The 21,260-nt window shown below is 73.7% G+C and carries 20 protein-coding genes and 1 pseudogene; 17 read left to right on the top strand and 4 right to left on the bottom strand.

Annotation, left to right across the window (positions count from 1 at the left end; translation table 11 throughout):
• The first annotated feature begins 41 nt into the window (after positions 1-41).
• The 8 genes from Aau02nite_RS40035 (at position 42) to Aau02nite_RS40000 (ending at position 7,125) form a co-directional block, all read left to right on the top strand.
• On the top strand, positions 42-611 hold the full coding sequence (locus Aau02nite_RS40035) for a CGNR zinc finger domain-containing protein (protein ID WP_246595807.1): 570 nt from the start codon (positions 42-44) through the stop codon (positions 609-611).
• A gap of 10 nt (positions 612-621) precedes the next feature.
• Entirely contained in the window at positions 622-1,338 is a 717-nt protein-coding gene (locus Aau02nite_RS40030; RefSeq protein WP_212993877.1) for a monooxygenase, read from the top strand.
• Positions 1,335-1,916, top strand: coding sequence for a GNAT family N-acetyltransferase (locus Aau02nite_RS40025; protein ID WP_212993876.1), 582 nt, complete (start codon positions 1,335-1,337; stop codon positions 1,914-1,916). The genes Aau02nite_RS40030 and Aau02nite_RS40025 overlap by 4 nt, the downstream gene beginning before the upstream one ends.
• Positions 1,913-2,680, top strand: coding sequence for a carotenoid biosynthesis protein (locus Aau02nite_RS40020; RefSeq protein WP_212993921.1), 768 nt, complete (start codon positions 1,913-1,915; stop codon positions 2,678-2,680). Before Aau02nite_RS40025 ends, Aau02nite_RS40020 begins: the two co-directional genes overlap by 4 nt.
• Positions 2,677-3,780 carry a glycosyltransferase family 2 protein gene (locus Aau02nite_RS40015; RefSeq protein WP_212993875.1) on the top strand — a complete coding sequence of 368 codons (1,104 nt, stop codon included), beginning with the start codon at positions 2,677-2,679 and terminating at the stop codon, positions 3,778-3,780. Before Aau02nite_RS40020 ends, Aau02nite_RS40015 begins: the two co-directional genes overlap by 4 nt.
• Positions 3,777-5,219 carry a phytoene desaturase family protein gene (locus tag Aau02nite_RS40010; protein ID WP_212993874.1) on the top strand — a complete coding sequence of 481 codons (1,443 nt, stop codon included), beginning with the start codon at positions 3,777-3,779 and terminating at the stop codon, positions 5,217-5,219. The genes Aau02nite_RS40015 and Aau02nite_RS40010 overlap by 4 nt, the downstream gene beginning before the upstream one ends.
• The gene (locus Aau02nite_RS40005) at positions 5,216-6,439 is read left to right on the top strand and encodes an erythromycin esterase family protein (protein WP_212993873.1); all 1,224 of its coding nucleotides are present in this window, start codon (positions 5,216-5,218) and stop codon (positions 6,437-6,439) included. Before Aau02nite_RS40010 ends, Aau02nite_RS40005 begins: the two co-directional genes overlap by 4 nt.
• A gap of 122 nt (positions 6,440-6,561) precedes the next feature.
• Entirely contained in the window at positions 6,562-7,125 is a 564-nt protein-coding gene (locus Aau02nite_RS40000; protein WP_212993872.1) for a Rossmann-fold NAD(P)-binding domain-containing protein, read from the top strand.
• Here the strand turns inward: Aau02nite_RS40000 and Aau02nite_RS39995 are convergent, their stop codons facing one another.
• Positions 7,126-8,049, bottom strand: a complete 924-nt coding sequence (locus tag Aau02nite_RS39995; RefSeq protein ID WP_212993920.1) for a LysR family transcriptional regulator — start codon at positions 8,047-8,049, stop codon at positions 7,126-7,128.
• 185 nt (positions 8,050-8,234) lie between these two features.
• Here Aau02nite_RS39995 and Aau02nite_RS39990 point away from each other — a divergent pair, with 185 nt between their 5' ends.
• Genes Aau02nite_RS39990 through Aau02nite_RS39980 form a run of 3 tightly spaced genes read left to right on the top strand, consistent with a single transcriptional unit; the run spans position 8,235 to position 11,553 of the window.
• Positions 8,235-8,879 carry a succinate dehydrogenase cytochrome b subunit gene (locus Aau02nite_RS39990; protein WP_438841222.1) on the top strand — a complete coding sequence of 215 codons (645 nt, stop codon included), beginning with the start codon at positions 8,235-8,237 and terminating at the stop codon, positions 8,877-8,879.
• Positions 8,880-8,881: 2 nt separating this feature from the next.
• Complete coding sequence (locus Aau02nite_RS39985) at positions 8,882-10,810, top strand: fumarate reductase/succinate dehydrogenase flavoprotein subunit (RefSeq protein WP_212993871.1); 1,929 nt, start codon at positions 8,882-8,884, stop codon at positions 10,808-10,810.
• Positions 10,810-11,553, top strand: coding sequence for a succinate dehydrogenase/fumarate reductase iron-sulfur subunit (locus Aau02nite_RS39980; protein WP_212993870.1), 744 nt, complete (start codon positions 10,810-10,812; stop codon positions 11,551-11,553). Before Aau02nite_RS39985 ends, Aau02nite_RS39980 begins: the two co-directional genes overlap by 1 nt.
• A gap of 53 nt (positions 11,554-11,606) precedes the next feature.
• On the opposite strand, the gene Aau02nite_RS39975 is transcribed toward Aau02nite_RS39980, so the two are convergent.
• Genes Aau02nite_RS39975 through Aau02nite_RS39965 form a run of 3 tightly spaced genes read right to left on the bottom strand, consistent with a single transcriptional unit; the run spans position 11,607 to position 15,441 of the window.
• The gene (locus tag Aau02nite_RS39975; protein WP_212993869.1) at positions 11,607-12,362 is read right to left on the bottom strand and encodes an alpha/beta hydrolase; all 756 of its coding nucleotides are present in this window, start codon (positions 12,360-12,362) and stop codon (positions 11,607-11,609) included.
• A 23-nt stretch (positions 12,363-12,385) separates the two neighbouring features.
• The gene (locus Aau02nite_RS39970; RefSeq protein ID WP_212993868.1) at positions 12,386-14,755 is read right to left on the bottom strand and encodes an ABC transporter permease; all 2,370 of its coding nucleotides are present in this window, start codon (positions 14,753-14,755) and stop codon (positions 12,386-12,388) included.
• Positions 14,752-15,441 (bottom strand): ABC transporter ATP-binding protein, encoded by a 690-nt coding sequence (locus Aau02nite_RS39965; RefSeq protein ID WP_212993867.1) that lies wholly within the window; start codon positions 15,439-15,441, stop codon positions 14,752-14,754. The genes Aau02nite_RS39970 and Aau02nite_RS39965 overlap by 4 nt, the downstream gene beginning before the upstream one ends.
• 205 nt (positions 15,442-15,646) lie before the next feature.
• Here Aau02nite_RS39965 and Aau02nite_RS39960 point away from each other — a divergent pair, with 205 nt between their 5' ends.
• The 6 genes and pseudogenes from Aau02nite_RS39960 (at position 15,647) to Aau02nite_RS39940 (ending at position 21,230) form a co-directional block, all read left to right on the top strand.
• Entirely contained in the window at positions 15,647-16,966 is a 1,320-nt protein-coding gene (locus Aau02nite_RS39960; protein ID WP_212993866.1) for a sensor histidine kinase, read from the top strand.
• Positions 16,963-17,622 (top strand): response regulator, encoded by a 660-nt coding sequence (locus Aau02nite_RS39955; protein WP_212993865.1) that lies wholly within the window; start codon positions 16,963-16,965, stop codon positions 17,620-17,622. Before Aau02nite_RS39960 ends, Aau02nite_RS39955 begins: the two co-directional genes overlap by 4 nt.
• The gene (locus tag Aau02nite_RS39950; RefSeq protein ID WP_246595806.1) at positions 17,619-18,263 is read left to right on the top strand and encodes a nucleoside/nucleotide kinase family protein; all 645 of its coding nucleotides are present in this window, start codon (positions 17,619-17,621) and stop codon (positions 18,261-18,263) included. The genes Aau02nite_RS39955 and Aau02nite_RS39950 overlap by 4 nt, the downstream gene beginning before the upstream one ends.
• Before the next feature lie 44 nt (positions 18,264-18,307).
• Positions 18,308-18,664: pseudogene (locus Aau02nite_RS47010) on the top strand (ATP-binding cassette domain-containing protein); the annotation flags it as partial.
• 106 nt (positions 18,665-18,770) lie between these two features.
• Positions 18,771-20,636 carry a hypothetical protein gene (locus Aau02nite_RS39945; RefSeq protein ID WP_246595805.1) on the top strand — a complete coding sequence of 622 codons (1,866 nt, stop codon included), beginning with the start codon at positions 18,771-18,773 and terminating at the stop codon, positions 20,634-20,636.
• 3 nt (positions 20,637-20,639) lie between these two features.
• On the top strand, positions 20,640-21,230 hold the full coding sequence (locus Aau02nite_RS39940; protein ID WP_246595804.1) for a cadmium resistance transporter: 591 nt from the start codon (positions 20,640-20,642) through the stop codon (positions 21,228-21,230).
• The last annotated feature ends 30 nt before the right edge of the window (positions 21,231-21,260 follow it).

Raw genomic sequence — 21,260 nt, 5'->3', positions numbered from 1 at the left:
GTCAAGGCGTTACGCTGGTGTGAATCAGGAGGAGGTGGCCGGTGCCCGCAACGGGAGCCGTCCGGCTGGTGCGCGACTTCGTCAACACGTACGAGCCGCAGGTCGGCGCGGAGGAGCTGACCACGCCCGAGCAGCTGCGGGAGTGGCTCGCGCAGCGGCAGCTGCTTGCCGAGGGCGCGCGGGTGCGCCCGGCGGATCTCGCCACCGCCGTCACCGTCCGGGAGGGTCTGCGGACGGTCCTGCGCACCCACGCCGGGCACCCGGCGGATCCGGCGGCGCTGGCAGCGCTCAACCAGGCCCTGCCACCCGTGCGGCCGGCCTTCACTACCGACGGATACCAGCTGGTCGCCGCCGGCGGACCGGCGTTCGACCGGGCCCTGGCCGGGCTGATCGACGCGGTCCGGCAGAGCACCGAGGACGGTACGTGGACCCGGCTCAAAGTCTGCGAGCGCGACACCTGCCGCTGGGCGTTCTACGACGACTCCCGCAACCGGGTACGCCGCTGGTGCTCGATGGCCGGCTGCGGCAACCACGTCAAGATGCGCCGCGCCTACACCGCCCGGACCAGCCGGCGACGGGGCCCGCAGGCAGCGGAGCCGCCGGCGACGTAGCGTGGCCTCCATGAATGACGTCCCGCCACTGGTCACCCTGCACGTGTGGCGGGTTCCGCGCCGAAGGCTGGGCCGCGCGCTGCTGCGCATGGCGCTCGATCCGCGGCGGCTGCGCGCGCTGCCCGGCGTGCGGTTCGGCAAGCTGCTCGGCACCGGGACCGGGACCGGCTTCGGGCCGGGCGATGCCGACCTGACCCGGTACGTCGCCGTGGTGGCCTGGGACGATCCGGCCGGCGGGGAGCTCGGGGCGGTCGGCGCCGCCTGGGACGCGCTGGCCGAAGGGTCGGCCCGGGTCGAGCTGACCCCGCTGACCAGCCGCGGGCAGTGGTCCGGGCAGACCCCGTTCGGCGCGCCCTCCGGCGGGCGCACCGATGCCCCGGTGCTGGCGCTGACCCGGGCCAGGTTGCGCCCGGCGCGGGCCCTGACGTTCTGGCGGGCCGTGCCGCCGGTGGCCCGCGAGCTCGCCGCGGCGCCCGGCCTGCTGGCCCGGTTCGGCATCGGGGAGGCGCCGGTCGGCTGGCAGGGCACGGTCAGCGTCTGGCGCACCGAGGCGGACCTGACCGCGTTCGCGTACCGTCAGCCGGAGCACCGCGCCGTGATCACCCGCACCCCGGCCGCCCGCTGGTACGCCGAGGAGCTCTTCGCCCGGTTCGCGGTGCGCGGCATCAGTGGCGACAAGGCCGTACTGGGCTGGCAAGATGTGGGCTGGCGAGAAGGAGAGCGATGAGGCTCGTTCCTTGGCAGCCGGACGACATGCTCCGGCGGCTGGACGACGTGGTCAGCGTGTACGGCGAGGCGATGGGCTACCGCGCCGAGCTGCTGCAGACCCGGCGTGGCTACATCGGTGCCCACGTCCGCCGGGCCGGCTTCCGGGCTGTCGCCACCCTCACCACCGACGGCCACCTCGCGGGCTTCGGCTACGGCTACGTGTCCGGGCCCGGGCAGTGGTGGCACGACCAGGTGCGTTCCGCCCTCGACGAGCCCGCCCGCCGGCACTGGCTCGGTGACTGCTTCGAGGTGGTCGAGCTGCACGTCAAGCCCAGCGCGCAGGGCCACGGCATCGGCGCCCGGCAGCTGCGCGCGCTGCTGTCGATGGCCGACGGCGCCACCGTGCTGCTGTCCACCCCCGAGGCCGACGAGGAGAAGTCGCGGGCCTGGCGGCTGTACCGGCGGTTCGGCTTCTCCGACGTGCTGCGCGACTTCATCTTCCCCGGTGACGAGCGGGCGTTCGCGATCCTCGGACGGGAGCTGCCGCTGGCCGCCCGTCCGGCGACCGAGGACGTGCCCGGGATCGTCGGCATCTGACAGTGAGGCGCGTAGTGCCGTGGGTGCTGCTCGGCGCCCTGATCCTGACCCAGATCTGCTATCCGCTGACCGGTGGCGGCCTGCGCGCCGGCTTCACCGTGCTGACCGTCGTGCTGGGCTACCTGCTGTCGGTCTCGCATGCGTTGCTGACCCGGGGCGTCCGGGCGGCCGCCGCGCTGATCGCGACCGCCACCCTGGGCGGCTTCGCCGTGGAGGCGGTGGGGGTGGCGACCGGGTTCCCGTTCGGCACCTACGACTACTCCGGCCAGCTCGGGCCCAAGCTGCTCGGCGTACCGCTGATCATCCCGCTGGCCTGGACCTGGATGGCCTGGCCGGCCTGGCTGGCCGCGCTGCGGCTGGCCCGCTCCAGGCCGGCGCGGATCGCGCTGGCCGCGGCCGGGCTCGCGGCCTGGGACCTGTTCCTCGACCCGCAGATGGTCGCCGAGGGCTACTGGACCTGGGACTCCCCCACCCCTGCGCTGCCCGGCGTGCCCGGCATCCCGATCGGCAACTACCTGGGCTGGCTGGGCTTCGCGGTGGTGCTGATGGCCGGGCTGGCCGTCGCCGCGGGGCCGTCGGCCGCCGTGGTCCTGCCGGGTGACACACCGATGCTCACGCTCTGGTGGTGGACGTACGCTTCCTCCGTGCTCGCCCACGCGGTCTTCCTCGGCCTGCCGGCCTCGGCGCTGTGGGGCGGTGTGCTGATGGGTGCGGTCGTGCTGCCACTGGCCCTGCGGCGGGTCCGGCGGCCGGTGCCCGCATGAGGTGGCCGGCGCTGCTCCCGCTGCTCCCGCTGGTCGCCCTGACCACCCACACGATCGTCAACGCGGCGTTGCTGCGCCGCCCGCGCACCGCGGCGACGACCACCGAACGGGTCGCCGTGCTGCTGCCGCTGCGCGACGAGGCGGAACGTGTCACGCCGTGCCTGCAGGCGCTGCTGGGACAGTCCGGCGTGCCGCACCTGGAGATCCTCGTGCTCGACGACGGTTCGGCCGACGGCACGGCCGAGGTGGTGCGGGCCGTCGCCGGTGACAAGGTGCGGCTGCTGTCCGGCGCGCCGCCGCCGGCCGGCTGGCTGGGTAAACCGCACGCGTGCGCGCAACTCGCATCCGCGGCCGGTGACGCGGACGTACTCGTTTTCGTGGACGCCGACGTGGTGCTGGCCCCGGGGGCGATCGCCGGCGGGGTCGAGCTGCTGCGCTCGGCCGGGGTGCAGCTGCTGTCGCCGTACCCGCGGATCGTGGGGGCCGGGCGGCTCGTGCAGCCGCTGCTGCAGTGGTCCTGGCTGACGTTCCTGCCGCTGCGGGCGATGGAACGCTCGCCGCGCCCGTCGCTGGCGGCGGCCGGTGGTCAGTGGCTGGTGCTGGACCGGGCGGGCTACGAGCGGGCCGGCGGCCACGCGGCGGTGCGGGACGACGTGCTGGAGGACATCGGGCTGGCCCGGGCGGTCAAGCGCGCCGGCGGCCGGATCGCCCTCGCCGACGGCTCGGCGCTGGCGGAGTGCCTGATGTACACGTCGTGGCGGGAGCTGCGCGACGGCTACAGCAAGTCGATGTGGGCGTCCTTCGGCTCGCCGGCCGGGGCCGCCGCGGTGGTCGGGCTGCTCGTGCTGCTCTACGTCGTGCCGCCGGTGGCCGCTGTGGTCTTCCTGGCTGCCGGGGCGGTGGGGCCGGCCGGGTGGGCGCTGGCGGCGTACCTGCTCGGGGTTGTGGGCCGGGTGGCCGCGGCCCGGGCGACCGGCGGCCGGGCCTGGCCCGACGCCCTGGCCCAGCCGGTGTCGATCCTGCTCTTCGGCGCTCTGGTGGTGCGTTCGTTCGCGCTGCGGCGGAGCGGCCGGCTCTCGTGGAAGGGACGGCCGGTATGAGTGACGTCGTGGTGATCGGCGCGGGGGTGGGTGGTCTGGCCGCCGCTGCGCGGCTGGCTGCCGCCGGTCACCGGGTGACCGTGTACGAACGGGCGGCCGAGGTCGGCGGCAAGCTCGGCCGGTACGAGCGCGACGGCTTCCGCTTCGACACCGGCCCCAGCCTGCTCACGCTTCCGCAGGTCTTCGCCGATCTGGGGCTGGACCTGTCCCCGGTGGCGCTGGACCCGTTGGTGCGCCACCGTTTTCCCGACGGCTCGGTGCTGGACTCCTCGTCCGACCCGGAGGTGTTCCGGCGGCGCATCGAGGCCGCTTTCGGGGCCGCCGCCGGCGCGGACTGGGCCCGCTTCTGGGTGCGCGCCGAGCGGATCTGGCGCGCCTCCTGGCGGTCGGTGCTGCAGCGCGAGGTGACCCCCGCGTCGCTGGCCGCGCTGTCCTGGCGGGTCGGTGACCTGGCGGCCATCGCGCCCTGGCGCTCGCTGCGGTCGCTGGGCCGGCAGTATCTGCGCGACCCGCGGCTGCGCATGATGCTGGACCGCTATGCGACCTACACCGGCGCCGATCCGCGCCGGGCCCCGGCGGCGCTGGCCGCGATCCCGTACGCGGAACTGGCCTTCGGCGGCTGGTATCTCGACGGCGGCCTCGGGGTGCTGGCCACGGCGCTGCTCGACCGCTGCCGCTCGCTGGGCGTGCGGGTGGTGACGTCCTCACCGGTCGAGCGGATCTGCTCGACCGCGGGCCGCGCCACCGGCGTGCGGTTGTGCTCCGGCGAGGAGGTGCCGGCCGACGTGGTAGTGGCCAATGTGGACGCTCTGTCGGTCTATCGCGATCTGCTGCCCGCGCCGTCCCGCCTCGGCGGGCTGGCCGCTCGCAGCCTGGCGGGCTTCGTCCTGCTGCTCGGCGTCCGCGGGCAGACACCGGAGCTGGCGCACCACACGGTGTTCTTCCCCCGCGACTACGACGCCGAGTTCGACGCCGTCTTCGGCTCCCCCGGCACCGGCGCCCGCGCCCGGCCCCCCTCGGACCCGACCCTCTTCGTGACCCGGGCGGCGGATCCCGCGGTGAGCCCGGCCGGCACGGAGGCCTGGTTCGTGCTGGTGAACGCGCCCCGGCACGGCACCTCGTCCGCGGCGGTCGACTGGCGGCGCCCCGGCCTGGCCGACGCCTACGGACGGCACATCCTGGACGTGCTGGCCGCGCGCGGCGTGGACGTGCGGGACCGGCTGCTGTTCACCGAGACCCGCACCCCGGCCGATCTGGCGGACGCCACGGCCGCGCCGGGCGGGGCGATCTACGGTACGGCGGGCGGGCTGACCCGGCCGGCCAACCGTGGCCCGCTGGCCGGGCTGTTCCTGGTCGGCGGCTCCACCCATCCGGGCGGCGGACTGCCCATGGTGACCCTCTCGGCGAAGATCGTCGCGGACGAGATCGGACCGGCGTGACAGCTGCCTTCAATGCCTTCGTCGCCGAGCGGGCGATCCCGCTCGGCACCACCGATCCGCACGCGCCGCTGGATGACCTGGAACCGCTGGTGGAGATCCTGCGGGACGCGCGGGTGGTGGCCATCGGCGAGAGCGCCCACCACGTCCGCGAGTTCCATCTGTGGCGGCACCGGCTGCTGCGGTTCCTGGCCGAGCGGTGCGGCTTCACCGTCTTCGCGATGGAGTCCGGTTTCAGCGAGGGCCTGGCCGTGGACGACTGGGTCCGGGGCGGGCCGGGTGACCTCGACGAGCTGGCCGAGCACGGGATCACGTACCGGATGGGCCGGTGCCCGGAGATGCGCGACCTGCTCCGCTGGATGCGGTCGTCGCCGCTGCCGCTGCGGTTCAGCGGGGTGGACGTGCCCGGCTCGACCGCCTCGCCGCTGCCGGCCCTCGACAGCCTCCGGCGTTATCTGGGCAAGGTCGACGCGGACGCGCTGCCGCTGGTCGACCGGATCGCCGAGTACGCCCGGGCCTACGCCGGTGAGCACACGCTGCTCGCGTACCGGGCCTATGCGGCGATCGACGGCGCGGACCGGGACCGGGCCACGGCACTGCTGGCCGACCTGGCGACGCGCTTCGACGCGCTGGCGGTGGAGTACACGGCGGCCGCCGGGGCCGGGGCGTACCGGACGGCCCGGCACGAGCTGCGGCTGGCCTGCCTGCTGGACCAGGGTTTGCGCAGCTTCACGGCGGACTTCAGCCATCCGAAGGTGGCCGCCCGCGACCGGGGCATGGCCGAGACCGTCTTCGAGCTGCTCGGCCCGGACACAAAAATCGTGCTGGCCGCGCACAACACGCACATCCAGCGCACTCCGGTGCGCACCCCCGCCTTCGCGCTGTCGGCCATGGGCCACCACCTGGCGGACCGCCTCGGCGGGGACTATGTGGCGATGGCGGTGACCGCGCAGGCCGGCCGGACCTCCGCGCGCCGCGCCGATCCGGAGGCACCGGGCGGCGTCGCGGTGACCAGCGAGATTCTGCCGCCGGCGCCCGCGGACAGCGTGGAGGCCGCCTTCCGGCCGTCGGCGGGACCGGTGCTGGTGGATCTGCGGGCGGCGCGCGACCGGATGAGCGGGCCGGCCCGGATCCGCCTGTCGGAGACCTTCCTGGACGCGCCGGTGCTGGACGCCTACGACCTCGTGGTGAGCATTCCGGAGATCACCACCACGTCACGGTAGGTCCCGGACGGCGGCCTCCCCGGCCTCGGTGGTGCGGCGCAGGAAGTCCGCCACCACGGCCAGCTCCGCGTCCGAGTAGCCGGCGCAGATCTCCTCGATCGAGGGGCGCCAAGCGGGGGGTCGTGCTGTCGGCCGCCACGGTGGCGCACCCGGTCGGCGACCCCCGGTTCATCGCGGAGTTCACCGCAGCGGAGCAGGCCGCCCGGCGGTCGGGTCTGGAGTGGACGATCCTGCGGTGCACCGACTTCGCCGCCAACGCGCTGGCCTGGGCGCCGCAGCTCCGGCGGGGCGGGGTGGTGCGCGGGGCGTATCCGGCGGCGGTGACCTCGACGGTGGAGGAGCGGGACGTCGCCGCGGTGACCGTACGGGCGCTGCTGGAGCCGGAGCACGCCGGGCGAGCGTACCTGCTCACCGGGCCACAGCCGCTCACCCGGGCCGCCAAGGTCGAGGCGATCGGCCGGGCCACCGGCCGCGAGCTGACTTCGCCGAGATCACGCCGGAGCAGGTACGCCAGGGCATGCTCGCCGCCGGCCTCCCGGCCGAGATCCCCGACCGCCGGCTGGGCTCCCTGGCCGACTACGCCCGCGTCCCGGGCCCGTCCTCGACGACGGTGGCCGACGGTGCTCGGCCGCCCGGCCCGGACGTTCGCCGAGTGGGCCACCGACCACGCCGAGAAGTTCCGCTGACTACAGCGGTTGCACGCCGAAGGGCAGCTCACCCGTCGCGATGTGGTCCAGCAGGGTCGCGCGCAACGCCTCCGCCGCGTGCGGCAGCACCGCCCGGCGCCGGTGCGCGAGCGCGATCGTGCGGCGCATCCCCGGCGATGCCAGTGGCGTCGCCCGCAGCAGTGGCCGGTTCACCAGCACCATGCTCGGCACCAGCGCCACCCCGAGGCCGGCCTCCACGAACGCGAGCACCGCGTCCATCTCGCCGCCCTCGACCGCGAAGCGCGGGGTGAAACCTGCGCGCCGGCACGCCTCCAGGGTGACGTCACGCAGGTCGTAGCCGGGCCGGAACATCACCAGCGGGGTGTCGCGCAGTTCGGCGAGGGCGAGCTGGCGGTTGGCCGTCGGCGGCGGCCCGGAGGCGACCGACGCGACCACCAGGCTCTCGCGCAGCACCAGGGCCGCGTGCAGGGCGGGGTCTACGCCCTGCTCGGGGTGGACGATCAGCGCGAGGTCCAGGTCCCGGGCCAGCAGGTCGGTGATCAGGTCCTGCGAGCTGCCCTCGTTGACGTGCAGCTCGATGTCCGGGTGCTCGGTGCGGAACCGGCGCAGCACGGTCGGGACCAGCGACGAGCACAGGCTGGGGGTGGCGCCGACCCGGACCCGGCCGCGGCGCAGGCCGACGATCTCCTGCACCGCGTCGCGGGCGGCGTCCGCGTCGGCGACCATCCGGCGGGCCAGCGGCAGCAGGGTGTCGCCGGCGGCGGTGAGGGCGACGGCACCGCGGACGCGTTCGAACAGGGGCGCGCCGAGCGTCTCCTCGAGGGTGTGAATCTGCTTACTTAAAGTCGGCTGCGAGACGTTGAGCGCGTCAGCCGCTTGGGTGAAATGCCGGGTTTCTGCCACTGCTACGAAGTATCGGAGCTGTTGAAGCTGCACCTTGATAGCTTACGTCTATGGTTACCCCGCCGATCATGCATTAGACGAATCGCCCGCGACTTCTTAGCGTTCAGGGTGTGGCGGTAGACATCAGCACTCCAACTCCCCGGGCGACGGCCGAGCCGGCCCGCAAGACGCTGGCGAAGAAGCCGGCGCTCAAGCCGCGCCGGGGCGCGCGCTCCTCGCTGGCGTTGAAGATCCTCATGGCGGTCACCGGGCTGCTCCTCGTGGGCTTCCTGTACGCCCACATGATCGGCAACCTCAAGATCTTCTTCGGCGCCGAGTCCTTCGACCACTACGCGCATTGGCTGCGCACCATCGCCGAACCGCTGCTGCCCTCGGGCTGGTTCCTGTGGATCATGCGATTCGGCCTGGTCGTCGCCGTGGTCGGGCACATCGTCGCGGCCACGATCCTGACCCGCCGCGCCCGGAAGGCCCGGCCGGTGAAGTACGTCCACCGGCCCAAGGTGCAGGGCAGCTACGCGGCCCGGACGATGCGCTGGGGCGGCGTCATCATCGTGCTCTTCGTGGTCTACCACCTGCTCGACCTGACCACCGGCACGCTGAACCCGGCCCCGGCCGGCTCGGAGCCGTCCGCCCGGGTCATCGCCGACTTCAAGGCCGAGCAGTGGTACGTGACGCTGTTCTACGTGCTGTCCATCGTGGCTGTCGGCCTGCACCTGCGGCACGGCCTGTTCAGCGCGGTCCGCACGCTGGGCCAGCGCACCGCCCGCGGCGAGCGCATCGCCCGCGGCGCCGCGCTGCTGCTCTCCGTCGTCCTGGTGGTCGGCTACCTGTCGGTGCCGTTCGCCGTGCTCACCGGATTGGTGGACTGACCATGAACTTCTGGACCGAGGGCGAGGACATCGCCGACCAGGCCGCTCCGGACGGGCCGATCGAGACCCGCTGGGAGCGCCGCAAGTTCTCCGCCAAGCTGGTCAACCCGGCCAACCGCCGCAAGCTGTCCGTCATCGTGGTCGGCACCGGCCTGGCCGGTGGCTCGGCCGCGGCGACACTGGCCGAGGCCGGCTACAAGGTGCGCTCGTACTGCTACCAGGACAGCCCGCGGCGCGCGCACTCGATCGCCGCGCAAGGTGGCATCAACGCCGCCAAGAACTACCGCAACGACGGCGACTCGATCTACCGGCTGTTCTACGACACGGTCAAGGGCGGCGACTTCCGCGCCCGCGAGTCCAACGTGTACCGGCTGGCCGAGGTCAGCGTGAACATCATCGACCAGTGCGTGGCCCAGGGCGTGCCGTTCGCCCGCGAGTACGGCGGCCTGCTCGACAACCGTTCGTTCGGCGGTACCCAGGTGTCGCGCACGTTCTACGCGCGGGGGCAGACGGGTCAGCAGTTGCTGCTGGGCGCGTACCAGGCGATGGAACGGCAGATCGGGCTGGGCAACATCGAGATGCACGCCCGGCACGAGATGCTGGAGCTGATCGTCGTCGACGGCAAGGCCCGCGGGGTCGTCGTCCGCGACCTGGTCACCGGCGAGATCACCACCGACCTGGCCGACGCGGTCGTGCTGGCCTCCGGCGGCTACGGCAACGTCTTCTTCCTCTCCACCAACGCCAAGGGCTGCAACGTCACCGCTTCGTGGCGGGCCCACCGCAAGGGCGCACTGTTCGCGAATCCCTGCTACACGCAGATCCACCCGACGTGCATCCCCGAGTCCGGCTCGCACCAGTCGAAGCTGACGCTGATGTCGGAGTCGCTGCGCAACGACGGCCGGGTCTGGGTGCCCAAGCGCGGCGACGACAAGCGCGCCCCGGGCGACATCCCGGAGGAGGACCGCGACTACTACCTGGAGCGGATCTACCCCTCGTTCGGCAACCTGGTCCCCCGCGACATCGCCTCGCGCGCGGCGAAGAACGTCTGCGACGAGGGCCGCGGCGTCGGCCCCGGCGGGCTCGGCGTCTACCTGGACTTCGCGGACGCGATCGAGCGGCTGGGCCAGCCCGCCGTGGAGGCCAAGTACGGCAACCTCTTCGAGATGTACCAGCGCATCACCGGCGAGGACCCGTACCAGGTGCCGATGCGCATCTACCCGGCCGTGCACTACACGATGGGCGGGCTCTGGGTCGACTACGACCTGCAGTCCACCATCCCGGGCCTGTTCGTGATCGGTGAGGCGAACTTCTCCGACCACGGCGCCAACCGCCTCGGCGCCTCGGCGCTGATGCAGGGCCTGGCGGACGGCTACTTCGTGCTGCCGAACACGCTGAACAACTACCTCGCGTCCGGCCCGTTCGACAAGATCGACGAGTCGCACCCGGAGGTCGCCGCCGCCCGCAGCCAGGTCGAGGACCGCCTGGCCAGGCTGCTGGCCGTCGACGGTGACCGCACCGTCGACTCCTTCCACCGCGAGCTCGGCCACATCATGTGGGAGTACTGCGGCATGGAGCGCACCGAGGAGGGCCTGACCAAGGCCATCGGCCTCATCCGCGGCCTGCGGGAGGAGTTCTGGCAGCGGGTCAAGGTGCCCGGCACCGGCGAGCAGCTCAACCAGAACCTGGAGAAGGCCGGCCGGGTCGCCGACTTCTTCGAGCTGGGCGAGCTGATGTGCGTCGACGCGCTGCACCGCGCCGAGTCGGCCGGCGGTCACTTCCGCGCCGAGAGCCAGACCCCCGACGGCGAGGCGCTGCGGCACGACGACGAGTACAGCTACGTCGCGGCCTGGGAGTTCGGCGAGACGCCCGTGCTGCACAAGGAACAGCTCGAATTCGCATACGTACACCCGAGCACCCGGAGCTACAAGTAATGGACATCCAGGTACGCGTGTGGCGCCAGCAGGGCCCGGCCGACAAGGGCCGCATGGTCACCTACGACGTCAAGGACATCTCCCCCGACGCCAGCTTCCTGGAGATGCTCGACGTCCTGAACGAGAAGCTCATCCTCGACGGTGACGACCCGGTGGCGTTCGACCACGACTGCCGCGAGGGCATCTGCGGCTCCTGCGGCGTCATGATCGACGGCGTGGCGCACGGCCCGGAGCGGGCCACCACCGCCTGCCAGCTCCACATGCGGCATTTCAAGGACGGCGACACGATCGACGTCGAGCCGTGGCGGGCGGCACCGTTCCCGGTCATCAAGGACCTGGTCGTCGACCGCAGCGCCTTCGACGCGATCATCCAGGCCGGCGGCTACATCACGGCTCCGACCGGCACGGCCCCGGACGCCCACGCGACCCCGGTCCCCAAGCCGGACGCGGACGCGGCCTTCGAGGCGGCCACCTGCATCGGCTGCGGCGCCTGCGTGGCCGCCTGCCCGAACGGCTCCTCGATGCTGTTCACCGCGGCCAAGGTCGCCCACCTCAACCTGCTCCCCCAGGGCCAGCCGGAACGCGACACCCGCGTGGTCGACATGCTCCAGGCCCAGGACGACGCGGGCTTCGGCGGTTGCACCAACATGGGTGAGTGCACCACGGTCTGTCCCAAGGGGATCCCGCTGACGCTGATCGGCCGGCTCAACAACGACTACCGCAGGGCCTTCGGCAAGAAATAGCTCCACCGCGCGAACGGAGATGGGCACGGTCGGCGACCGTGCCCATCGCTGTGTCAGCGCGCGGCGATGACCACTTCCGGGTAGCGCGGCGACGGCCGGTCCAGCAGCGGCTGCGGCCGGTCCCGCAGGTGCCGCTCGAAGATCGCCCGGTGGTACCTGCGGGTGATCTCCTGCGAGCGGGCGCCGGTGGTGGTCGCCCCGAGGTCGATGCCGAGCTGGTCGGCGGCCCGGCCCGCGTACAGCTTGCGGAAGAACGCGTCGTCCTCGTCGAGCTCGCAGGTGGCGCAGGTGGCGATCCGGCCGCCGGGGAAGGTGACCGCGTACGTCTCGTGGGTGTGGTCGATCCCCACCACCACGTAGCCGTGACTGGCCAGGTCCTCGGCCGGTCCGGACAGCGAACCGCGGGGCTGGGTGTAGCCGGGCGAGAGCACCACCAGGGGCAGGCTGTGGGCCCGGCCGGCCGGTCGCGCATCGACGTACGCGTAGGTGCGGACCCGGCTGAGGGTGTCCGCGGGCAGGTCGGTGAGGCGTTTGCCGGCCAGGTACAGCTCGGACTCCCGTGGGGTCATGTACCGGGCGCGGGTCCCGCCCGGCGCGGCGGCCGGATACCAGACGGTGACCATGAGCTCACGGGCGGTCAAGCCGGGCACCCAGGGGTCGGTGCGGGACGTGTCGGTCAGGTGGAGCGCGGTGGTGCCGACCGGATGGTGGCCGGTCGGCCGGAGCAACTGCGGGGTGTCCGCGGCCCGGGCCGGCGCCGGGGCCAGCAGTCCGGCGGTGACAGCGAGGGCGGCACAGGCCAATTTCATGTCGGCCCCTTTCCACGAGGGAGTCATTCGGTGCGGAGTGCGGTGACCGTGCGGGTGCCGGCGGCCCAGCCGGCCGGGAGCAGCGCGCCGCCCACCGCGATGACCAGCCCGCCGAGGCCGAACAGCAGCAGTTCCGTCGGGCTGTAGACGTCGACGATCGAGGCGGGCAGGGTGAAACCGGCGCTGCCACCCATGGCGCCGAGGACCGCGCGCTGCAACGCCACCCCGACCGCCGCGCCGATCGCGCCGCCGATCAGGCCGGTGACCAGCACCGAGGAGATGACCATCGTGGTCGTCTGCCGGGGCGTCATCCCGAGCGCCTTGTGCACGCCCAGGTCGTGCACGCGCTCGCGGGTGTCCAGCACGACCACGTTCAGCACGCCCAGCCCGGCGACGACCACCAGCATGACGCTGAGCAGGGCGGTCAGCGTGTCGATGATCAGCACGAGCTCGTCGGTCCCGTGCTCGACCGGCACGGCCGCCGCGCCGAGCGACCGCAGCGCCGTTTCCAGGCCGGAGGCGTACGTCGCGGCGTCGGTCCCGGGCCGCACGGAGACGAGGAAGATCTCCGGTGACAGCCCGGGCTCGGCGGGGCGCAGGGTGGCGAGGTCGGTGAGGATCTGCATGCCCTTGTCGTCGGTGTTGAAGACCTCACCGACGATCCGGGCGGTGAGGTCGGTGCCGTGATCGGTGAGCACGACGGTGTCGCCGACCTCCTTGCCGGCAGCGGTCAGGAACGGGGTGGAGACCACGATCTGGCCCGGTCCGGTGAGCCAGCTCCCGGAGACCATCCGGTAGTAGCGGGCGCCGTCGGTGCCGGTCAGGGCGACGGTGGTGAGCGAACCGGTGATCCCGGCGACGGTCACCTCGGTCCGGGCCTGGCCGACGTACCCGCCGGTCCCGGCCTGCGCGGTGATCGCCGCGACGACCCCGGCAGGGTCGGTGAGCGGCCCCGGTCCGTTCGGCATCGGCTCCCGGCCCGGCCCGCCCGCACCCGGCCCCGGCGCCTCCATCCGGGGAACGACCTGCACGTCGGCGAGGTCCTCGGCTTCCTGGATCAGGCTCAGGGACGTGGCGAGGCCGACGGCGAACGTCACGGCGGCGGTGCCGAACGCGATCGCGGCGACGATGCCGCCCGAGCGCAGCGGGCGGGCGAAGGGATGGGCGAGGCCCAGGCTCATCGGCCGGGGCACCGGAATCCGGCCGGTCAGCCGGGACGCCCACTGCCCGCGTCCGGGCCGGGGCGTTCGGCCGACGGCGATCGCGTCGACGCTGCGCAACCGGCCGGCCCGCGCCGCGGCCGCCCACGCGGTCAGCGTCACCACCACGAGCGCACCCCCGGCGACCAGCGCGTCGACCCACAGCGTCACCCCGTTGTCGGACGTGCCGTACAGCCGGTTGGTCTGGGCCAGGACCGGCACGGTCAGCAGGTTCCCGGCGACGACACCGAGCACGGCGCCGGCCACGGCCGGCATCAGCGCCTGACCGAGGTACGCCCGGACGACCTGGGCCGGGGTGAAGCCCAGCGCCTTGAGGATGCCGATCCGGCGGGTGCCGGTGCTGACCGCCCCGGCGATCACGTTGCCGATGATGAGCACCGCCATCACCACGCCCAGCACCCCGAACGCGATGAGGAACGGCACCAGCAGCGCGGCCTGGCCCACGGCGTCCTGCCGGGTGACCAGCCAGGACACGGCTCCGGTGAGCGCACCGGCCGGCACGGTGGCGGCGATCGCGGCACGGGCCGCCTCGACCTGCGCCGCGGTGTCGGCGACAGTGAGGCGGTAGAGCATCTGGTACCCGGCCGGGCCGCGTTCCCCGGTCCAGGCGGTGACCTGCTCCGGGGTCACCCACGCGTCGGCGGTCCGGCTGACCGAGCGGGCGATGCCGACGACCGTCACGGCGGGACTGCCGGGCGGGTCGGCGACCGTCCACACCGTACCGATCTTGACGGGTGGTCCGCGGAAGCGGCTGTCCTCGGCCAGGACCAGCTCGCCGGGGGCCGTCGCCCACCGCCCCGCGGTCAGAGTGACCTGGTCGACCGGGCCGTCCGGGGCGGACCGGCCGACGACCGTCATCGGCGGCCGCGGCCGGCCGCCCGGCCCCAGCGTGCTGACCTGGGTGGTGGGGAACGGCCCGGCCGCGGCGCTGATCCCGGCGGCCCCCGCGGACGACGTCAGCTGCGCCACCGTCGCCGCGGGGCCGAACTGCGCGGTCAGGTGCGCGCCCTGCTGCTGGCCGAAGGCGCGGTCGAACGGCGCCCGCGAAGCGACCAGCAGGGAGCCGCCGAGCACGGCCGAGGTCACCGCGATCAGCACGACCATGGTGATCACCACGGTCTGCACCCGGTGGCGGCCGGCGCCGGCGCGGACCGCCCGTCCCAGCGTGCTCATCGGACGGGCGCCGTGGTGTCCGCGGCCACCCGGCCGTCGCGGAGCTGGACCGTACGGGTGGCGCAGTTCTCGGCCAGCGCCAGGTCGTGCGTGACCAGCACGATCGTCTGACCGTCGGCGTGCAGCTCGGTGAGCAGCCGCTGGACCTCCACGCCGGCGGCGGTGTCCAGCGCCCCGGTCGGCTCGTCGGCCAGCAGCAACGCCGGCCGGTTCATCAGCGCGCGGGCCACGGCGACCCGCTGCCGTTCCCCGCCGGAGAGCCGGCCCGGGTACGCGGCCGCATGCCGGTCGACGCCGAGCACGGTGAGCAGCTCCGTGGCGCGGCGCTGGGCGGCGGCCCGGGCCATGCCGGCGAGCTGGGCCGGCAGCATCACGTTGTCGGCGACGGTCAGGTCGTCGAGCAGGTTGAAGAACTGGAACACCAGGCCGATCCGGGCCCGCCGGTACCGGGCCGACGCCGCCTCGCCCAGCTTGTCCACGGCGACCCCGTCCACCGTGACCGTGCCGGTGCTCGGGCGGTCCAGCCCGGCGATGAGGTTGAGCAGCGTGGACTTGCCGCTGCCGGACGGGCCGAGAATCGCCACCGACTCCCCCGGCCGCACGGTCAGGGACAGCTCGCGCAACGCCGGGGGCCCGTCGTCGTAGCGTCGGGTCACGTCCCGTAGTTCGATCAACGGCGCCGTCATGGTGGTCTCCTCGGTTCGTCGGCTCTCGGCGGCGTTGACGCTAGGTGCGGGCCCGGACGGGACACATCGCCGGCGGGAGGCATCTTCGGTACCGCATCGGGATGAGCCCGGCGTGGTGTCATCCCTGAGATGTAGGCGTGCGAGGTAGCGCGCACCCGTCCCGCGACGGATACCGCCGGGTCGCCGCGGCGACGAGAATGAGCCGGTGACCGAACGTGCGCTGCTGAGCCGGCTGCGGGCCGGGGCGCGGGCGTTGACCCGTCCGGCCGGCCCGCTGCCGCCGCAGTCGATGCGGGGTCAGGTGTTCGACGCCGTGCTGGCGCTGGGCCTCGGCATCGCCGCGATCCAGGCCGGTGACCAGGGCATCCAGGAGCGGGCCCGGCAGCTCAACTGCCCGGTGCCGGACCCCCGTCCCGGGCCGGCGCCGGTGTGCGAGCCGGTGTGGCCGCCGTTCCTGCCGGTCGACCAGGACCAGTCCGCCGGTCCGACGACTCTGCTGCTCCTGCTGGTGGTGCTGCCGCTGGTGTTCCGGCGCCGCTATCCGCTGGGCGTGCTGTGGGTCGTGCTGGCGCTGGCCACGGCGGTCAGCGAGAATCCGGCGGCGTTGCGGCTGTCGTTCTTCGCCTGCGTCATCGCCGGGTACACCGCCGCGGTGTTCAGCCCGTACCGGTTGCCCGCGCTGGCGAGCCTGCCGGTGGCGGCGGTGCTGCACAACACGTTGCAGTCGGACGCCAGCTCGGTGTCGGACAGCGCGGTGCCGTACCTGATCCTGCTGCCCATCGCCGTCGCGGCCGACGGCCTGCGCCGGTGGAAACACCGCGCCGACGAGGGGCAGGCGCGGATGGCGGTGATGGCCCACGAGCAGGCCGAGGCGGTGCGCCGGGCCACCGAGCACGAACGGGCGCGGATCGCCCGCGAGCTGCACGACGTGGTGACGCACAACGTCAGCGTGATGGTGATCCAGGCCGGCGGCGCCCGCAAGATCATGGACTCGTCGCCCGGGCAGGCGAAGGAGGCTCTGCTGGCGGTCGAGGCCAGCGGCCGGTCGGCGATGACCGAGCTGCGCCACGTGATGGGCCTGCTCACCATGCGGGGCGAGGGCACCGAGCCGGCGAGCGACGCGGACCTGGCGCCCCAGCCGGGTCTCGACGGGCTCGACGGGCTCGTCCAGCGGATGCGCGACACCGGGGTGCCGGTCGAGCTCACCCGCAGCGGGCAGCGGATGCCGCTGCCGTCCGGGATCGAGCTCACGGTGTACCGGCTGGTGCAGGAGGCGCTGACGAACATCGTCAAGCACGCGGCCGGCGCCTCGGTGCGGGTGACGCTCGCCTACGGCGCCGACGACGTGCAGGTCGAGGTGGCCGACACCGGCGGCCGGTCCGGTACCGCGGCATCCACCGGGGCCGGGCGGGGGCTGATCGGCCTGCGGGAACGGCTCGCCGTCTACGGTGGAGTCCTGCAGGCGGGGCCGCGGCTCAACGGCGGATACCGCGTCCACGCCCGGATCCCGGTGGAGGTGTCGTGACAGCGGCGCTGCGGGTGGTGGTCGCGGACGACCAGGCGCTGGTCCGGGCCGGCTTCCGGATGATCCTCACGGCGGACGGCATCGACGTGGTCGCCGAGGCGACGAACGGCGCCGAGGCCGTCGACGCGGTTCGCCGGCACCGGCCCGACGTGGTGCTGATGGACATCCGGATGCCCGAGATGGACGGGCTGGCGGCCACCCGGCACATCCTGTCCGGCACCGGCGACGCGCCGCGGGTCATCATGCTGACCACGTTCGACCTCGACCACTACGTGTACGCGGCACTGACCGCCGGAGCCAGCGGCTTCCTGCTCAAGGACGTCACCCCCGAGCACCTGGTGGGCGCCGTACGCCTGGTCCGCGACGGCGACGCGATGCTGGCCCCGGCGATCACCCGGCGGCTGGTCGAGCGCTTCGCCCAGCGCGACGCCGACGTGCCGATCGTGCACCGGGACCTGGCCGTCCTCACCCCGCGCGAGCTGGAGGTGCTCGGCCTGCTGGCCCACGGCCTGAGCAACGCCGAGCTGGCCGGGCAGCTGCACCTGTCCGAGGCGACGGTGAAGACCCACGTCGCCCGGATCCTGGCCAAGCTGGGGCTGCGGGACAGGGTGCAGGCAGTCGTCATCGCGTACCGGACGGGTCTGGTCAATCCTTGACCCGGGAGCAGGTCATCGCCGAGGTCGCGGGCCGGATCCCGGAGCCGGCCGGTGCCGTACGGGTCGCGGTGGACGGGGTCGACGGGGTCGGGAAGACCACCTTCGCCCGGGAGCTCGCCGCCGCCCTGCGGGCCCGCGGGCGGCCGGTCGTGCAGGTGTCCGCCGACGGCTTCCATCACGTGCGGGCCGTACGCCACCGGCGGGGGCCCACGTCCCCGAAGGGCTTCTGGCTGGACTCGTACGACTATCCGGCGCTCATCACCGCCGTGCTGGCGCCGTTCGGGCCCGGTGGTGACCGGCGGTACCGCAGCGCCGGGCACGACGTCGGCACGGACGAGGTGCTCGATCTGCCGTGGGTGCAGGCACCGGCCGACGCCGTGCTCGTGGTGGACGGACTGTTCCTGCACCGCGACGAGCTGGCCGGACAGTGGGACTTCTCGATCTTCCTGACCGCGCCGTTCGCCGTCACCGTGGCGCGGATGGCGCAGCGCGACGGCAGCCACCCCGATCCCGGCCATCCCGGCCTGGCCCGGTACGTACAGGGCCAGCGCCTGTACTTCGCCGCGTGCCGGCCCTGGGAGCGCGCCGATCTGGTGATCGACAACAGCGACCTCACCCTCCCCCGCATCGCCGACCGCTGACTACTGTCGTCGCTGGACGATCACCGACACGGGGGTGGGCAGCAGTGGATGACCCGGCGCTGGAGCTGGACGGCCTGCGCAAGGACTTCGGGCCCAAGCAGGCCGTCCGGGACGTCAGCCTGGCGGTGCCGCCCGGCTCGTTCTTCGGCCTGGTGGGACCCAACGGCGCGGGCAAGACGACCTCCCTGTCGATGGCCGTCGGGCTGCTGCGCCCCGACGCCGGGCGGGCCAGGATCTTCGGCCGGGACGTCTGGGCCGACCCGGTCGCCGCCCGCGCCCTGGTCGGGGTGCTGCCCGACGGGCTGGCCCTGCCCGAGCGGCTCACCGGCCGCGAGCTGCTGACCTACCTCGGCCGGCTGCGGGGGCTGGACGCGGCCACCGCCGCCGGCCGCACCCGGGACAGGTGGCCGCGTCCGGCACCCTCGCCGAGGTGCGGGCCGGCGGCAGCCTCGAAGAGCGGTTCGTCGAACTGGTCGGTGCGGACACCGGCCGGCGGAAGGGTCCTTCGTGGTTGGCGTCCTGATCGCGATGAAGCTGCGGGTGCTGGCCCACTCGCTCACCGGGACCCGCGCGGCCGGCATGATCCTCGGCGGGGTCGCCGGACTGGTGCTGGCGGCGGGCACGATCGCGCTGACCGCCTCGGGCCTGGCCGCGCCGGCCGTACGGGCCGACCTGCTCGCCGCGGTGCTCGCGGTCTGGCTGTTCGGCTGGATGCTCGGCCCGGTCTACACCGGCGGCGGGGACGAGAGCCTGCGTCCCGAGCACTTCGCGCTGCTCCCGCTGCGGCCGGTCCGGTTGGCTGCGGGCCTGCTCGTCGCCGCGTTCGCCGGCATCGCGCCGCTGGTCAGCCTCATCGCGTTCTCCGCGCTGCTGGTCCACGCCGCGGACCGGGGCCCGGCCGCCGTGACGGTCGCCCTGGTGGCCGTACCGTTGCAGCTCGTTCTCGCCGTGGTGCTGTCCCGGGTGATGATCGGTGTGATCGGGGTGGCCGTCCGCTCGCGGCTCGGCGCGGTGCTCGCCGCCCTGGTCAACGCCGCGATGACCGTACTGCTCAACCAGTCCTGGGTGCTGGTGTGGGCGGCTGTGGAGCTGGACCTGCTGAGCCTCGGCTTTCCCGGGCGCTTCTCGGCGGTGCTGCGCTGGCTGCCGTCCAGCTGGGGTCTGGCCGCGATCGACGCGGCCGCGCGCGGCGCCTGGCCGGTGGCGGCCGCGGCGCTGGGCGGCACAGTGGCCGTGGTCGGGCTCGCCCTGCTGCTCTGGGCCCGACTGCTGGTGGTCCGGACCACCAGCCGGCCGCTGCAGCGGGTGCCCCGGGGCAGTTCCGCGCACGGCTCACCGCTGGACCGGCTGGCCGACGCCGGCCGGGCCGGTGCGGTCGCGGCCAAGGAGCTGCGTACCTGGTCGCGGGATCTGATGCGGTTGCACCTGTTCTTCTTCGCCCTCTTCTTCGGGGTGCTCTACACGCTGGTGCCGTTGCTCATCGACTGGCCGGGCATGCTGCCGTGGGCCGGCCTGATCGTGGTGGCGATGGCCGCGGCGACCTCGGCCAACCTCATCGGGCTGGACGGCACCGCGCTCTGGCTCAGCCTGGTCGATCCCGGTGCCGAGCGCGCCGAGGTACGCGGTCGCCAGCTGGCCTGGCTGTTGCAGGTGGCTCCGGTCGCCGTCGCGCTCACCGTCGTGGGCACGCTCGCCGGCGGCGGCGCGGCCACCTGGCCGTGGGCGCTGGGCCTGCTGGCGGCGACTCTCGGCGGCGGTGCCGGGCTGGTCGTGCTGGTTTCCGTGTACGCGCTGGTGCCGGTCACCGAGCCGCAGCGGCGCAGCGGCAATCCGCTCGAGGCCGGGGCCGTCTTCGGGCAGGTGCTCGTGGTGCTGCTGCTGGTCACGCTCACGGCGGCACCGCCGGCGCTGGTGGCGTACCTGGGTGACCGGTGGGGTCCGGGCCTCGCCTGGGCGGCGGTGCCGGTCGGGGTGGCCACCGGCGCGTGGCTGGCCATCCACTGTGGCCGACTGGCCTACCGTCGGTTGTCCTCGACCGGCCCCGAGCTGCTCGCGACCATGCGCAGCGGCGGGACCCAGGCGCGCACCGCCGTCCGGCCGGGACGCCCGCGCCCGCAGCTCACTACGGGCCGGCAGGCTCTCGTGACGTTCCTCTGGGTCGCCTGCTGGATCCCGATGTTCCCGCAGGGCCTGCTGCCGCTGTGGATGATCTTCCAGGACAGCGGCAACCGGCTGTGGTTCCTCGCTCTGCACCTGCACGATCCCTACCGGGTGCCCACCGCCGTGGCGTTCCTCCTGGCCGGGCTGGTGATGCTGTACTTCGCCACGGTGATCCCGCTGCGCGCGGGCCGGACCGGGGCCGAGCGGGGGTAGGCGTTGCTGGGGACCGTGCTGGCGGCGGTGGGTGTCTTCGCCGGCACCAACGTCGACGACATCATCGTGCTGACCGTGCTCTTCCTCGCGGCGCGCGCGGCGGGACGGCCGCGGCCCTGGCAGATCTGGGCCGGGCAGTACGCCGGGATCGCCGTGCTCGTCGCGGTCTCCGCGCTGGCCGCTCTGGGGCTGGCGCTGATCCCGGACCAGTGGGTCGGCCTGCTGGGCCTGGTCCCCGTCGCGCTGGGTGTCCGGGGCCTGATCGGCGCGATCCGCGGCGGCGGTGCCGACGACTCCCCGGTGGCGGCCGGGAACGCGTTCGCGGTGGCCGGCGTGACGATCGCCAACGGGGCGGACAACATCGCCGTCTACACGCCGATGTTCCGCACGCTGGGTGCCGGCCACGGCGTGGTGGTCGTACTGGTCTTCGCGGTGCTGGTCGCGGTGTGGTGCGCGGCGGCGTCCTGGCTCGGCTCGCACCGCCGGATCATCGACGCGGTCCGGCGGTACGGCCACTGGCTGGTGCCGCTGGTCTTCATCACCATCGGCCTGGTGATCCTGCTGGAGTCGGGCGTGCTGGGCCGCCTGTTCTGAGCAGCGGCCACGGCGCCGGACCCGCCCACC

The organism is Actinoplanes auranticolor, from assembly GCF_018332655.1.
In the GTDB taxonomy this organism is placed as follows: Bacteria; Actinomycetota; Actinomycetes; order Mycobacteriales; family Micromonosporaceae; genus Actinoplanes; species Actinoplanes auranticolor.
The sequence above is the reverse complement of the archived record's forward strand: the minus strand, read 5'-3'. Positions and strand labels throughout refer to the sequence as shown.

Coding starts and splice junctions, on each gene's coding strand:
- Aau02nite_RS39970 (WP_212993868.1), bottom strand. CDS start 14,755: ATGAGCACGCTGGGACGGGCGGTCCGCGCCGGCGCCGGCCGCCACCGG.
- Aau02nite_RS40015 (WP_212993875.1), top strand. CDS start 2,677: ATGAGGTGGCCGGCGCTGCTCCCGCTGCTCCCGCTGGTCGCCCTGACC.
- Aau02nite_RS39980 (WP_212993870.1), top strand. CDS start 10,810: ATGGACATCCAGGTACGCGTGTGGCGCCAGCAGGGCCCGGCCGACAAG.
- Aau02nite_RS40010 (WP_212993874.1), top strand. CDS start 3,777: ATGAGTGACGTCGTGGTGATCGGCGCGGGGGTGGGTGGTCTGGCCGCC.
- Aau02nite_RS40025 (WP_212993876.1), top strand. CDS start 1,335: ATGAGGCTCGTTCCTTGGCAGCCGGACGACATGCTCCGGCGGCTGGAC.
- Aau02nite_RS39985 (WP_212993871.1), top strand. CDS start 8,882: ATGAACTTCTGGACCGAGGGCGAGGACATCGCCGACCAGGCCGCTCCG.
- Aau02nite_RS39965 (WP_212993867.1), bottom strand. CDS start 15,441: ATGACGGCGCCGTTGATCGAACTACGGGACGTGACCCGACGCTACGAC.
- Aau02nite_RS39975 (WP_212993869.1), bottom strand. CDS start 12,362: ATGAAATTGGCCTGTGCCGCCCTCGCTGTCACCGCCGGACTGCTGGCC.
- Aau02nite_RS40030 (WP_212993877.1), top strand. CDS start 622: ATGAATGACGTCCCGCCACTGGTCACCCTGCACGTGTGGCGGGTTCCG.